The organism is Phaeobacter sp. CECT 5382, assembly GCF_001457775.1.
GTDB lineage: Bacteria > Pseudomonadota > Alphaproteobacteria > Rhodobacterales > Rhodobacteraceae > Pseudophaeobacter.
On sequence record NZ_CYSG01000013.1, the window covers coordinates 1 to 12969 of the forward strand.

The 12969-nt window shown below is 58.4% G+C and carries 12 protein-coding genes; 3 read left to right on the forward strand and 9 right to left on the reverse strand.

Features of this window, described 5'->3' with window-relative positions:
* Positions 1 to 473: 473 nt before the first annotated feature.
* From PH5382_RS20150 to PH5382_RS13810, 6 genes are all read right to left on the reverse strand, one after another.
* Positions 474 to 2558 (reverse strand): hypothetical protein, encoded by a 2085-nt coding sequence (locus PH5382_RS20150; protein WP_231751880.1) that lies wholly within the window; start codon positions 2556 to 2558, stop codon positions 474 to 476.
* A complete protein-coding gene (locus tag PH5382_RS13790; protein WP_058334981.1) occupies positions 2555 to 2818 on the reverse strand; it encodes a hypothetical protein in 264 nt (87 codons plus the stop codon). The genes PH5382_RS20150 and PH5382_RS13790 overlap by 4 nt, the downstream gene beginning before the upstream one ends.
* A 198-nt stretch (positions 2819 to 3016) precedes the next feature.
* Positions 3017 to 3463: a hypothetical protein gene (locus PH5382_RS13795; RefSeq protein WP_058334982.1), complete on the reverse strand. Its 447-nt coding sequence runs from the start codon at positions 3461 to 3463 to the stop codon at positions 3017 to 3019.
* Entirely contained in the window at positions 3460 to 4026 is a 567-nt protein-coding gene (locus PH5382_RS13800) for a type II toxin-antitoxin system PemK/MazF family toxin (protein WP_058334983.1), read from the reverse strand. Before PH5382_RS13800 ends, PH5382_RS13795 begins: the two co-directional genes overlap by 4 nt.
* A gap of 869 nt (positions 4027 to 4895) precedes the next feature.
* Positions 4896 to 6170 carry an OsmC family protein gene (locus tag PH5382_RS13805; RefSeq protein ID WP_058334984.1) on the reverse strand — a complete coding sequence of 425 codons (1275 nt, stop codon included), beginning with the start codon at positions 6168 to 6170 and terminating at the stop codon, positions 4896 to 4898.
* 76 nt (positions 6171 to 6246) lie between these two features.
* Positions 6247 to 6537 carry a DUF2218 domain-containing protein gene (locus tag PH5382_RS13810; protein WP_058334985.1) on the reverse strand — a complete coding sequence of 97 codons (291 nt, stop codon included), beginning with the start codon at positions 6535 to 6537 and terminating at the stop codon, positions 6247 to 6249.
* Between the two features lie 107 nt (positions 6538 to 6644).
* On the opposite strand from PH5382_RS13810, the gene PH5382_RS13815 reads away from it, so the two are divergent.
* On the forward strand, positions 6645 to 7532 hold the full coding sequence (locus PH5382_RS13815; RefSeq protein ID WP_058334986.1) for a LysR family transcriptional regulator: 888 nt from the start codon (positions 6645 to 6647) through the stop codon (positions 7530 to 7532).
* Between the two features lie 438 nt (positions 7533 to 7970).
* Here PH5382_RS13815 and PH5382_RS13820 read toward each other — a convergent pair whose 3' ends face one another.
* On the reverse strand, positions 7971 to 9062 hold the full coding sequence (locus PH5382_RS13820; RefSeq protein WP_058334987.1) for an aromatic ring-hydroxylating dioxygenase subunit alpha: 1092 nt from the start codon (positions 9060 to 9062) through the stop codon (positions 7971 to 7973).
* Entirely contained in the window at positions 9059 to 9925 is an 867-nt protein-coding gene (panB, locus tag PH5382_RS13825) for a 3-methyl-2-oxobutanoate hydroxymethyltransferase (protein ID WP_058334988.1), read from the reverse strand. Before panB ends, PH5382_RS13820 begins: the two co-directional genes overlap by 4 nt.
* Positions 9926 to 10043: 118 nt before the next feature.
* Between panB and PH5382_RS13830 the strand changes: the two genes are divergently transcribed.
* Together PH5382_RS13830 and PH5382_RS13835 are read left to right on the forward strand one after the other, a co-directional pair.
* Positions 10044 to 10517, forward strand: coding sequence for a MarR family winged helix-turn-helix transcriptional regulator (locus PH5382_RS13830; protein ID WP_058334989.1), 474 nt, complete (start codon positions 10044 to 10046; stop codon positions 10515 to 10517).
* 10 nt (positions 10518 to 10527) lie between these two features.
* Positions 10528 to 11631 (forward strand): glycine cleavage T C-terminal barrel domain-containing protein, encoded by a 1104-nt coding sequence (locus tag PH5382_RS13835; RefSeq protein ID WP_058334990.1) that lies wholly within the window; start codon positions 10528 to 10530, stop codon positions 11629 to 11631.
* A 551-nt stretch (positions 11632 to 12182) separates the two neighbouring features.
* On the opposite strand, the gene PH5382_RS13840 is transcribed toward PH5382_RS13835, so the two are convergent.
* Entirely contained in the window at positions 12183 to 12935 is a 753-nt protein-coding gene (locus tag PH5382_RS13840) for an SDR family NAD(P)-dependent oxidoreductase (RefSeq protein WP_058334991.1), read from the reverse strand.
* Positions 12936 to 12969 lie beyond the last annotated feature (34 nt).

Consider the following 12969-nt stretch of genomic DNA (forward strand, 5'->3'; position numbering starts at 1 on the left):
CTCGTCAGGCTCATAACCTGAAGGTCGTAGGTTCAAATCCTACTCCCGCAACCAATATAAAACATACAAAACAAGCGATTACAGCCACCTGCGGGTGGCTTTCTGCATTTGCGCCAAACGCCCGGTGCTACGGTGGTGCTACAGCAGGGAGCAAACAACAGCACCATAGATAGGGCGTGAAAACACCGAATCTAACGGCTTTGGAATCCTGAGCTTCCTTAGATCCATACTCCCGACGCGTATTCACCGTCGGCACTGTCAGCACTGTCAGCCAACGGGACTTCAAGACAAACCGGTAATTGCGGTCACCTTCGGGTGGTCGTTTGCGTTTGGGCTGTCCGGATCTGTGGAAGCACTGTGGAAGCAAAGGGGCCGCCGTGAAGGTACTTTTGCCAGCAGGTAGTATGCCGAAATGAAAAGCGCCCGACCGTTGCCGGTCGAGCGCATGAGCAGTTTTTGCAATGGAGGATGTCTTAGCTATTGGTCAGCTCTATCATTCTCATTCCAGCTTTGCCGGTGCGGTTGAAGCTGATGTTCAGACCCTGACGGCGCAATACTGGCTGGACCCTACGCAGAGCCGCGCCAAATCGTGCATCAGACCTTGGGAAGCTCTGGCTGTCTTCAGTCATGGCAGGGAAGCGTTCCCGCAGGGTTTGCCGCAGGTCAGTTGCCGTGCCGCTCCAATGCGTACGGCCATCCAAAAGAGACAGGATCGCCAGCGCTACAGGGTTACCTTCAATCGCGGCTTGGTCGCTTCGGCTCCGATTTGCCCCGTAGGAGTCCAGAAACGCTCCCTGAGTCCATCCTAGCGATGGTTCGGCGGCTACCACCCATTTTGCGAAGTCCGCCATTCTGGGGGCTTCTGAGAGGCTCACAGAGTCAATCCGCCCTAAGGCGCAAGACACAGCGTCTAGCAAAGCGCCCAAAATGAAGGGTTTGGCCTTGGCAAAGTCGCGGTTGAAGGCTCCCAGGGTCTTGCGCTTAGCGGCTGGAATTACTGGCAGGTGAATGCCGATAGAACGGTCTGCCAAGTCAGGCCGTGCTGCCAGATCGGGAATGCCGTTCAGCAGGCAGGGCCGGGTAGCGTTGAATAGGACTTCGTCGCTGTCACTGTGTAGCTTGCGGGTGCCGAAGCCGCCACCGGTTGCGATCCGGCAAAAGGCATCGGCCATGGCGGGACGAACGGTTGAGAGGTTGTCAAAGCTTAAGACGTGGTTGTGCATCGCAGCAATCACCAAATCCTGTTCCGAATTTGGCGTGCTGCGGGTACTGGGCTGCGCTGGGTCGATCAGATCACGCAGGGTTTGCGCGGTGGTGCTTTTGGCGCTGCCTTGTTCACCGGACAGGATCAAAATGGGGTAGGGGCCTTTGGGATGGAAGCAGCCAAGCACCCATGCCACCAGCATGCGAAAATCATCCTCGCTGCCGACATTGAGAAACTCACGCAGCAGGTTGATCCCGTCGGGGTGACGTTCCGGTTTGGGGAGCCCTTGCATGGCTGGTGAGCGACGGAACCGGGCGGGCGAGTGGCTGACCACTTGCCAGCCTTCAGAAGTGATCGCGACGGATTGCCAATCATCATCACCGAGGTCGAGGTAGAGCGTACGTCCGATAGAGGCGACACGGCTAAAGACGGGGTGGGTCTCGCCCTCAAAGCGGGCCATGCCTTCCAGCATCCGGCGCTTGTCGTCCAGTGTGGCGTTCGAGGGGGCTTTGCCTTCGGTCTTGTAGTGAGCGTAGGCCAGATAATCCCGAAAGACCTTTGATCCTGTAGCCCAGTTCTCCAAATGCCCTTTCCTGCGTAGGGTTACGTAGGGCTCGCCCTGCGGGTTCTTCCACAGTTCGAGATCGTCCACTTGCGCGGCAGTATCTCCCGTACGTTTAGTTAAAGGGGGCTGCGTGTCATTCGCGGCTGGCTCGGTTCGTTTAGTTAAGTAAACGGCAGTGGCATCCGGCAGATTGCAGAAGGTCTTGTTGACGAGGGCGTCAATCTCACCATTCCCCCAGCCTGCGGCAATCGCGTCGGCAACGTCCCAGCCCTTAGGTAGGTAGTTAGGAATGATCCCGGTTTGATCATGCTCTTTAACAAGGCCTTCTGTGATCGGCAGGATTAGCGGAGTTGCGCTATGTAAGGTCACAAGATCTTCTGCCAGTTTAGCCGCGTAGGCATGTCCCGGCTCGTCGTGATCTGGCCAGATTATCACGGTTCGGCCCGCCAAAGGAGACAGGTCAGTTTTTGCCAGCGCTTTACTGCCGCCAAAACTGGTTGAGGTCAGATAACCCAAAGCTGCGAGCGCGTCGGCGCACTTCTCACCTTCTACCCAGATTACGGGTTGATCAGGTTGAGCCTGTGCAATCCGATCCAGATGATAGATTGGGCGGGATAGTGGTGCTTTCCACGCGTCCTTGGTCACATCATATGGCAGGAAGAATTTGCCCTTGCCGTTACCTTCGTACCGATTGGCGACCAGCATAGGCGCGCCAGTCGTATCAGTGTAGATGTGCCGTGTATCAGCGCGACCCGCAGAGGGGTGTCGTAGGTCTTGCAAGGTGTTCATGCCTGAACCCCCAGACGTTGTGCAAGTGCCCGTGCAGCCTGCCCCTGTTGCAACCCATTCAGGTAGGCAAAGAGGCTGATTGCATCACCGCCTTTGTCGTCCGTGGCAAAGTCAGCCCATAGGCAGTTGTCCATATTGATCCGAAACGAGCCGGGGGAGCGATCCGCACGGGTGGGGTTCAGTGCCACCCATTCGCGTCCGATGCGTCGCCCATCGGGCAGCCATTCGGCCAACAGGTCGATCAGATTTGTGAGGGTCATTCGCTTCTCCTTCGGTTGTGGACACACAAAAACCAACAACAAGATGAGATCGGTGGCCTGCTACGGTTGGTCGTTTACGCCCGCACAGAGAGGATCTGTGCGGGCGTCTCTGTTTGGGCGGCGCGCTGACATCTGTAGCAGCAGAAGGATCGCCAGCGCGCCTGACGCGGGGTGTCTAAGCCCGCGTGTCTCTGAAAATCAAAGGCTCTGACGCAACGCGTCCAAAGCCTCCTGCGCGTGCATCAGGTCGTGCACGGCTTGCAGGGTCTCGTAGAGCTCGAAGAACATAATCATTGCGCGGCCCAGCTCATCCGCCCGCGCTGTTGTGCGCGTCTCCTGCCAGCAGGCAGGTGCCGAAACGTTGCACTCATCATAGTCGCGGTGCTGATGCACAGTTGTGCCCTTGTCGATCTCCCGGGTGAGGAAATCCATCTGCACGTCCAGTTCCTCCAGGATCTCTGGCTTGAAGATCTGGCGGGCTTCGATGATCTTGATCAGCCGCTCAATGCCGACGCGTTCCAGCGGTTGAATGTTGTGCAGCACGTCCATCCTGATCGCCGTGATGCAGTCACGGGATTTGGCAAAAGCTGCCGCGGCGATGGCTTCGATATTGTCATATGTAATGGGCAGAAGTTGGTGGGTCATACGAGACCTCCTTTGAGTTTGGGGGTGATGGCTGCGCGAGATGCGCGGTTCCGCTCCAGGAAACCGCGCTCTTCGCGTAGCCTTCGCGCCTGTTCCTCCCGACGCTCCCGCCGGGCCTCGGCCTTGATGTCTGCCTCGGCCTGCAGGCGGGCGCGCACGTCGTTCATACGGTCCAACAGGGGCGGATCGAGCCGGCCAATGAGGGGGCTGCGCTCCTCGTCGCCCTCAAACCCGGGATGGTTGACACTGACGATCACGCGGCGGGCACAAACAAAGCGGGAGGGGCGATCCAGCCCCGCCGCGTGGCAGGAGGCAGTGTTTCCAACGCGGACCTCATATCCTCTGTTGGCCTTGGTGCGGGCGGAGGTGCCATAGGCGAGTTCGACAAACTTGGTGCCGTTCAGCTCAAAGACATCCAGCACGAGGCAGGGGCGCCGCTTGGGCTGCTCTGCCGGACCTTCGGCATCCTCGTTGGTCGGAAAGGCGAACAGAACAACCTCACCACGCTCGACGAGGTCTTTCCAGTCGAAGTCCGGCACGAAGGATTGGGGGGAGTAATACATCTGGGATCTCCATTGATGTGATTGAAAATCGACACCAGCTTTGGAAACCTAAAAGGCCTCCCGTTTTGCTGCGCGTCACAAAAAACGCGCAGCAAAACGGGAGGCTAAAAGAACAGGGAGAGCGGCGAGAGGGTGACCCTCTCGTCAAATTTGGAACGAGAGGAAGGAAGGGCGGATTCCGGACCTTCTCTGCGAGTGCGAGACAGACATGTCGGAAAGTCGGAAGCCGACATTCCGGCAGCGTCGAAATATGATCTCGTTCTGCGCTGCGGCAGGTCGTTTCAGAGCCCTAACCGAGAGTGTCGAGTCATTGCCGCGAGCGCTTACAGCGCCTACCTTGTCGAAACTGCGCCAAAATTCACGCTGCTCGGCAGGTCGCTATGCGGTCTTTGAGGCCGGGCGCAGCGGAGATTGGGCAAGCGTTGGCCCTATGGCGAACAATGCGGGCTTACGTCACCTGCGCTCCAATGACGTACATGCGACGCAGGCTTGCCGGTTCGCATCAACGTTTCGACGCGCAAAGAACGGCTGTCGTGACCCCGTGGAGGGCCACTCAGCCGCCCGCTTCGATAGAGCGGCGGAAGAGGAGGAGACTGACAACCAAGAACACGGCACCGAGCCCGGCGATTGTCACGATCTTTGGCCAGACCACATCAAGGCCGACGGTTCGCAACAGAACGCTTTCGGCGAGGGCGAGATAGTGCCGCGAGGGCAAGAATCAGGTGATGTTTTGCAGGTACCCAGGCTGGTTTTCGACCGGGCTGACACCGCCGGAGAGGATCAGTCGGGATTTCATGGGGGTTTCTCCTATTCTGGCGGGGAAGCGGGCGGCGAATACCGGGTTTGGCACCCGCCGCCCGAGATCTGTGCTATTCCACCACTGTACCATTCACATAAAACCCCGTTTCGATCGGGGTTTTGTTCTCAAATGCGTCCCCGGCAAAACAGGCTCGCAGGGACAGGCTGAAATACTCCTCCAGCGCCTCCCGGGGCTCAGAGCTGTTCACCACGATCCGCGTCTGCACGTTGTCGGTGAAGCCCGCCATATCCGCTGTCATAAACCCGTCCTGGCGATAGTTGAACTGGTGCTCGACCCGGTAGTCGTCAATATCTAGCTGCAAGGCCATGGGCACAGCAGCCAGCTGCGTCATCAGACAGTGTGAAGTTCCGGCGGTCAGGTAGTCGAGCGAGGTCGGCGCCTTGTCGGTGCGCGTCGCGCCATAACTGTCATCGGCAAAAAGTTCCCATCCGGTATAGCCCTGCTGCAAGGCCCGAACGTTGATTTTCTGAAGATAGGGCTGTTCGGCGTCACCAGCGGAAGTGACGATGGCCACGACCGAGAATTCCACGACATCAGGGGCGCTCTGGAAAATCAACATGTCCAGATCTTTGCCCAGCGTGAAACTTTCCGGGCTTGGAGTCGGGATCTTGTGCGACAGTGTCATGCCGTTGTCGACCGAGACCGGATCGGGGACGTTGCCGGGCACAGCGCCTTTGTGTTCCCAATGTGCACCGTTCACGGCGAGTGCGGTCTCGATCTCGGTATCATTGGCCAGCCCCTCACCAGCGACCCAGCCGCGCAGTGCCATCTCTTTTAGTTCGGTCAGTTTTTCGGGAGGCTCGTCGCTGACGATCAGGATATTGGCGATGACCTTATCGGTGAACCCGTCCCAGTCACGGGTTCCCGGGACGTCATAGCGATAGAACACTTGAACCTCGACCTTCATGTCGTCAATCGATAAATCCATCACCTCGGCTGCACGCTGCAGGCTTGTATAGAGGTTCGCGGAGATCCCAGAGGTCAGGTAGCTCAACGGATTAGGAGCAAGCTGCTCATGTTCGACGCCGCCTTCATCACTGGCAAGCTGCCAGGCGCTAAAGCCCTCGGCACCCACCGGCTGCACTGTGGTGTATTTCAGCATGGGGTTGTCGGGAACAAGAATGCGTTCTGACACCGACAGGACATTTTCGGTGATCGCGCCGTCGCGCGGGGCGGCGGCAGTCGGGACAAGCGCCGTCGGCGCTGCGCTGCCTTCGATCCGGGTTACGACCAGATGATCAACCAATGCTTCTTCGGCGAATGCGATCGTAGAAAGCGCGGCGAGGGAGGCGGCGCTCATCAGCGCAAGTGTCCGGGTTTTCATTGTCTTTTCCTTTTCATCTTACAGAAGGTGGTTGCATTTGTGGGCGCGGGCTGACCGCTCTCCTAGCCAAGCTGACTCACTGGGACGGCTCTGGTTTCCACGTGATATCAAGGTCTTCTCGGAAGGCAAAACGCTCCAGATGTCTTTGAACCACGTCTTGCATCTGCTCCAATTGCTCGGATGTTTGAGCTGTTAGCGACAAGGTCAGCGATGACCCGTTCGCCAGCAACTCCGCGCGCCCCATCGGCAGTTCGACCCAACCGCTTTGGTCGTCATAATCGGCTGGAACCTTGTGTTGAAAATGCTTGCAGAGCTGCTTGAGGTAGCGCTCCGACTTTGGCGTCTCGATATGTGCTTCTGACTTCATGATGACCTCTATGACCTCTCGCTCATCGTCTCACCTCCAGTATATTGACTTCCAGAGTAGTGAGAAATACGAATTGATGAACTTCATTGTTCTGGAATTCGAACAGTATGATTGACCAGATCCGCGCGATGGCCATCTTTGCCAAGGTTGCTGAAACCGGCTCCTTCCGAGGGGCTGCGCGCATTCTTGGCCTATCGCCTTCGGTGGTCAGCCAGCACGTCGCCAATCTGGAAACGAGACTTGACGCGGCGTTGATCTATCGCTCTACGCGCAGCTTTTCGCTAACCCCTGACGGGGTAAAGTTGCTGGGATCGGCGCAAAGAATGGTCGCCTCGGCTGAGGAGGGACTTGGAGCCTTTTCTGATATTTCCAGTGAACCGGTTGGTGTGATCCGCGTGGCTATGCCCGAGCTTCTGAACAATCCGATCATGATCCGCGAATTGACGTCCTTCGCCGATCTTTACCCGGGCATCGCCTTGCGCATCAGTTTCTCGGACATCCAGAGCAACTTGGTCCGAGATGGTATAGACTTGGCTTTTCGTATCGGACAATTCAGGGACAGCACCCTGAAATCCAGGAAAATTTCCGACGTTCCTAGGTGCCTTGTGGCCAGTCCCGGCTACGTCGCCCGCCACGGGAAACCCAAAGAGCCTGCTGATCTGGAGAGTTGGAAGTTCATCCGGCTGGACGCGATACCGGACGAGACGCTTGTGACCCATCCCAGCAAAGGGAAAGTCACCGTCCACGGAGAGGATCAGATTTCCGTGGATAGCTCTGCAGCTCTTGTCGCGTTCACTCTGGCCGGTTCCGGGGTCGCCGCCATGCTGGAATTCGCTGTACGGGAAGACATCGATGCAGGACGTCTGGTGAAACTTCTACCCGACTGGGAGATGAGCAAACCGGGCCTCTATGTCGTTTGGCATCCCAATGCATCCCGCCATGGCCTGGCCCGAAAGTTGCTTGATCACCTGGAACAGGAATTGCCCCCCCCTTAGGGTGCGTGCTCCGAGTTTCAGCGCGCAAATAACGTGCTGAATTCTCGCATGTCGGGCTTTCTCAAACATGCCATACTATCGCCGAGTGCGTCTCGTAGAGGCGAATGTGGCGTTGCGGACTTCGCTGGATCGGCTGCCACGGTGTGCCGATAGTTGCTATTCGGCGAATTCTCACTTCGTCCCGCTCAGTGTGAATTGACTAAACCCTCAGTTTTGCTGGCGCAGCGAATGTCGGCAATGCGGGCTGCTACCGCAGCATGACAGCACCACGTCGAGTGACTGGTATGGGCCGTTCGAGTTGATCGACACCATGGGCGGAGAGCTGCCGTTCGCCGCGAATGCCGCATGAATTCGCAATCCTCGATAAAGCGGACAACAAGAACTACGATTTCTGTGCAACCAAAGGCCTTTTGTCTTTTCGTAGAACGTGCGTTCCGCTTAACCCCGCATAAGTGCCCGGCCTTCGGCCTTGAGCTTCTTGTTCAGGATCTGGCGCACCTTTATGCCAGCTCCGTCAGCCCCCAGAGTGACTTCCAGGAAGTCCAGGCCCTTTGGGTCGGCCTCGACACTCGCCTGGAGTTTCTCCAGCAGGTGTTTGTCCTCGTCAAAGGCGGCGGTTACGCTCTTGCGGGTTTTCTCTGCCACCTCATCCGTCAGGCTGGGCACATCAAACGCCGCCATCCAGAAATAATGCGTTTTGCCCCGTTGTGCCGGTGTCACGATATGGCACCCACGCACGATGAAATCTGATTGCCGCCCCTCTTCCGGGGCGGGGTCGTGGACGTTCCAATCGGAAAAGGAAATCGCCAGCGATGGCATCCGGCCCTTCTGCACCCGTTTGATCGGCTTGTCCTCGGGCAGCCCCATTCCGGCACAAAACAGCGGCGACAGCGGCGCAAGGTCGAACTCTTGCTCGTAACAGATCGTCTCGCCATCCATGTAGGTGTCTGGCGCGGTGATCCAGTCATCCTGCTTGAAGGTATTCTTGTGCAGGAATGCGATATGGGTCAGATCCAGCACGTTCTCGCGGATCAGCACCCAGTTTGCGGCCACTTCATAATAGCCATGGACCGGCGTCCAGCCGGGATCGGTCTGGTAGCCCACCTCGGGCGGGTCGCAGTCAATCGCCTCCCTGTCGCCCATCCAGATCCAGATGTAGGCCCCGGCCTCGCGCACCGCGAAGGATGGGATTTCGGCCGTCTTCGGCTTCATATGCTGTGTCGGCGCCTTGGTGCAGCGCCCGGCGGTGTTGAACTCCATCCCGTGGTAGGGGCAGATGATCTTGTCACCCTCCACATGGCCCTCGCTGAGCGGCGCCCAGCGATGCGGACAGCGGTCATATAGCGCCGCAGGCGTGCCATCTTCGAGACGGTACAGAACGACGGGTGTCTCCAGCAGCCAACGGGCCAGTGGTTTTGTCGTCACCTCATCGCGGTGGGCGGCGACCCACCACATGTTGCGGGGATAGTTGTCCTCCAGCATCCCGTTGGGAATGGTCTGGCCATTTGTCCGCTTTGCATCGTCTTTCATGTCGCATCCTCCCTGTTCAACAGCGCGGCAAACCGCTCGATTTCTTCGGGTTTCATCCGATAGCTGTGGTCAGCGTCCGGAAAACGCCCTGACCGCACATCCTCGGCATAGGCCGCAAAGGCATCTGTCGCATCCTGGGCAAGGCTGGCATAGCGCTTGGCGAACTTTGGCTTGAAGGTGTCAAAAGCCCCAAGCAGGTCGTAGCCATTCAGCAGCTGACAGGTGCCCGCCGCGCCTGCGCCGATGGAAAAGGTAAAGATGTCCACGGCCTCATCCACGGCCTTGCCAACCTCGTAAGGCATGGCTTCGATCTCAAGGCCGATGGCGCCAGCCGCTTCTATCGCGCGCGCATTCTCGACGATCTCCATCGCGGCCTCAGCCGTGCGGCCCTGCATTCTGAAACCGCCCATCTGGTGGACCTTATGCGGCAACAGGCCGACATGGCTCATCACCGGTACGCCAGCATCTGCGACAGCGCCGATGATATGCGCGCCTTCGCGGCCCAGCTGCAGCTTCAGCGCGTCGGCGCCACTTTCTTTCATCATGCGCACCGCGTTTGTGACCGCCAGCTCGGGCGTCGCGTAGGAGCCGTAGGGCATAGACACGAGGCACAGCGTATTGGGCGCCCCGCGCCGGACCGCCTGCGTGTGCATGATCATCTGATCAACGGTCATCGCAAGGGTGTTTTCATGGCCATGTAACGTCATGCCCAGACTGTCGCCCACACCGACAATATCGACGCCTGCGCGCTCGGCCCATGTTGCGGTCAGCACTTCGCCGACGGCGACCATGACCAGCCGTTCGCCTGCGGCTTTCTTCTGCGCCAGCTCGGGCAGAGTTAGTTTTTGACGTGTCTCGGTCATCTGGCTCACTTGCGACAAGGGAGGGTCGTTTTTATTGTTCCATTTGGAACAACATGCGCTAAGAAGATGACCGCTGGCAATAGCAAATCCGGCAGGGAAAGAATCGACAGGCACAAAAATGACCGATGTAAATACCCCAGATCTGATGCAGATATTCGATACCATCGAATATCCCGAAGCCTATCGGATCACCTATCTGGCCAATGCCATTGTGTTCCCGGCCTATGCCGATATCAAAAAGGACTTCGGGCTTGTGCGCGCCGAATACATCCTGCTGGCCTGCCTGTCGCATTTTGATGTTTTGACGGCGCAGGAGGTTGCCCGCATATCTCGTCGCCCGCGCAACACGATCAGTCGTGCGGTACACAGGATGCTCGACGAGGGGTATCTTGACCGCGCGCCCGATCCGCATGATGGGCGTCAGGCACGGCTGCGCATTACCTCCTCGGGGCGCAAACTGCATGACAAGATATCCGGCTATCTCAGCCGCAGACAGGACGAGGTCTTGGGAAATCTCAACGCCGATGAACGTCAGTCTTTAACCCATCTTCTGAAAAAGGCGGCCCTCCATGCCGCCAATCTCGATAACTGAGGCTCTTGCTATGGCTGAAATCGGACCCAACACCCGTCTGCGCGTCTCGCCTTTCTACGAGGCCACAATTCAGGCGGGGGTCACCGCCTTTTCTCCTTACAACTCGATGCTCATGCCGGTGTCCTATGGCGCCCCGGATGCTGAATATGACCGGCTGATGAACGGCGTGTCCCAATGGGATGTCAGCGTTGAGCGCCAGGTGGAAATCAAGGGACCAGATGCCGCGCATCTGGTGCAGCTTATGTCCGTACGAGACCTTTCGACCATTGACGTTGGCAAGGGCAAATACATCCCGATGTGTGACCATCGCGGTGTGCTGATCAATGACCCCGTGGTCCTGAAACACGAGGACGGGACCTTTTGGCTCTCAATTGGGGACAACAATATCCTGATGTGGGCACGCGCCATTGCTGCTGAACGCGGCCTGAAGGTTCAGATTTGCGAGCCCGACGTTTCGCCCATGGCGGTGCAAGGCCCCAAAGCCGAGGACGTGGTTGCAGCGGTGTTCGGCGACTGGGTGCGCGCGCTGAAATACTTCTGGTTCGCCCCGGCGGAACTCAACGGCATCCCGCTGATCATCCAGCGGTCGGGCTATTCCAAGCAGGGCGGTTTTGAGATCTACCTGCGCGACGGCTCCCGCGGCACTGAACTGTGGAACATCGTCAAAGAAGCCGGCCAACCCTGGGGCATTGGCCCCGGCAACCCCAATCCGATTGAGCGGATCGAAAGCGGCTTGCTGTCCTATGGCGGCGACACGGACGATCAAACCAATCCGTTCGAGGTGCGGCTGGGGAAATACGTCGATCTTGACCTTGATGACGATGTGGTCGGCATCAAAGCCCTGCGACAGATCAAAGCCGAGGGGATCAAGCGTCAGCAATTGGGCATCGTGCTGGACAATTCGGAACGCCACCCCGGTCACGCGATTTGGTATGACCTGCTGAAAGACGGCCAGCGCATCGGGCATATGACCTGCGGAGCGTGGTCGCGCCGCGCGCAAACAATGATCGGCTTCGCTCTGGTGGACAGCAAATGCCGCGTAGGTGATGCCATCGACGTCAAACGGGGAGGCTATATGGATCACGCAAGCCTTTGCGAGCTACCCTTCTTTTAATGCTGAAAGAGCAATGTCTCCTTCGACGGGCCGCACCGCAGCACTTGAGCCCCCTATCGGAAGGCCGGTGTAGGCCGAAAGCGCTTATGATGCTCTCGGATTTACCGTCGGAGACGCGGGACAGGGTGCAGGGATAGACGGCGAGTGGTCCTTGCCTTGGAGTGTCCAGAGAGGGGAAGGCCCCTCTTTGGTCCCAGCTGGACAGGCTGCCAAGGGGTGCAGGGGGGGGCTCGGCGAGTGCCTACCTGCGAGTGGGGATGAAAGGGGTGGGCGAAACCTCCCTTTCTCGGGCTGAAAGCCCCGTGAGGGTTTGGGAGAGTTGGACGTCTCCTAAGGCCGCCGCAGGCGGCCAGGGTCCAGGGGCGCGTCCCTGGCGAACGCGCAGCTCGAACGGAGAACCGAAGGGCCGGAGTGCGAGCTGCTTAGTGAGTAAATGACCCGCGCTTTGAACAGGAATACAAGTCACTTACGGCCCGGATTTGCCGTTCGTGCTGAGTGAAAACAATGGCCGGTTTAGAGCCACTGTAGCCTGGTATGCCGGGCGCTGATCGTTATGTGTTCACCTTGCCTCCATCGACGTTCAACGTCTGGCCGGTGACGAAATCGCTGTCGGATGATGCAAGGTAAAGCAGGGTGCCCAGCAGGTCTTCGGGTAGCATGTCACGCTTGATTGACCGGCTTGCGACGGTGGGGCCGCGTGCCATGTCGAAACCGGAATTACCACGCAAGCCTTCGCTTTCGGTCAGACCGGGGGCGATGGCGTTGATCTGAATGTTCTTGTCGCCCAACTCGCGCGCGTGGCAGCGGGTCAGCGCGATGACCGCACCTTTTGAGGCTGTGTAGTGCGATAAGCCCGGAGGGCCGTAATAAAAGGTACCGGACGCGATATTGACGACCTTGCCGCCGCCCTGCGCAATCATGGTCGGAACGATGGCGCGCATGACCTGATGCACGCCCCGCGCATTGACCCGCATGATCGTGTCGAACTCTTCGTCGGTGATCTCGAAAAACGGTTTGGGCGTCAGCGTGGCAAAGATCGAGGCGTTGTTGACCATGATGTCCAGCCCGCCCATGGCCTTGGCTGCCTCGACCATAGCGGCAAGGTCATCATTGTTGGTAACGTCGACTTTCATACCCTGCGCGACTCCACCCGCATCAGTGATCGCCTGAACGGCGGCCCCCGTGTCCTGCACATCCGTCACCAGAACTTGCGCGCCGTGTTCCGCCATCGCTTTGGCCATCAATGCGCCGATGCCCTGTGCAGCACCGGTGATGACGGCGGTCTTTCCTGTCAGTCGTCCCATGGGTTCCTCCTCCTTTGGTGCCTTATCGCTTCGC

Bases quoted from the DNA above. Each gene is read 5' to 3' on its own strand.
- PH5382_RS13810 (WP_058334985.1), bottom strand. From the start codon at position 6,537: ATGAAGTCAGAAGCACATATCGAGACGCCAAAGTCGGAGCGCTACCTC.
- PH5382_RS13795 (WP_058334982.1), bottom strand. From the start codon at position 3,463: ATGACCCACCAACTTCTGCCCATTACATATGACAATATCGAAGCCATC.
- PH5382_RS13830 (WP_058334989.1), top strand. From the start codon at position 10,044: ATGACCGATGTAAATACCCCAGATCTGATGCAGATATTCGATACCATC.
- PH5382_RS13800 (WP_058334983.1), bottom strand. From the start codon at position 4,026: ATGTATTACTCCCCCCAATCCTTCGTGCCGGACTTCGACTGGAAAGAC.
- panB (WP_058334988.1), bottom strand. From the start codon at position 9,925: ATGACCGAGACACGTCAAAAACTAACTCTGCCCGAGCTGGCGCAGAAG.
- PH5382_RS13805 (WP_058334984.1), bottom strand. From the start codon at position 6,170: ATGAAAACCCGGACACTTGCGCTGATGAGCGCCGCCTCCCTCGCCGCG.
- PH5382_RS13840 (WP_058334991.1), bottom strand. From the start codon at position 12,935: ATGGGACGACTGACAGGAAAGACCGCCGTCATCACCGGTGCTGCACAG.
- PH5382_RS20150 (WP_231751880.1), bottom strand. From the start codon at position 2,558: ATGAACACCTTGCAAGACCTACGACACCCCTCTGCGGGTCGCGCTGAT.
- PH5382_RS13815 (WP_058334986.1), top strand. From the start codon at position 6,645: ATGATTGACCAGATCCGCGCGATGGCCATCTTTGCCAAGGTTGCTGAA.
- PH5382_RS13820 (WP_058334987.1), bottom strand. From the start codon at position 9,062: ATGAAAGACGATGCAAAGCGGACAAATGGCCAGACCATTCCCAACGGG.
- PH5382_RS13835 (WP_058334990.1), top strand. From the start codon at position 10,528: ATGGCTGAAATCGGACCCAACACCCGTCTGCGCGTCTCGCCTTTCTAC.
- PH5382_RS13790 (WP_058334981.1), bottom strand. From the start codon at position 2,818: ATGACCCTCACAAATCTGATCGACCTGTTGGCCGAATGGCTGCCCGAT.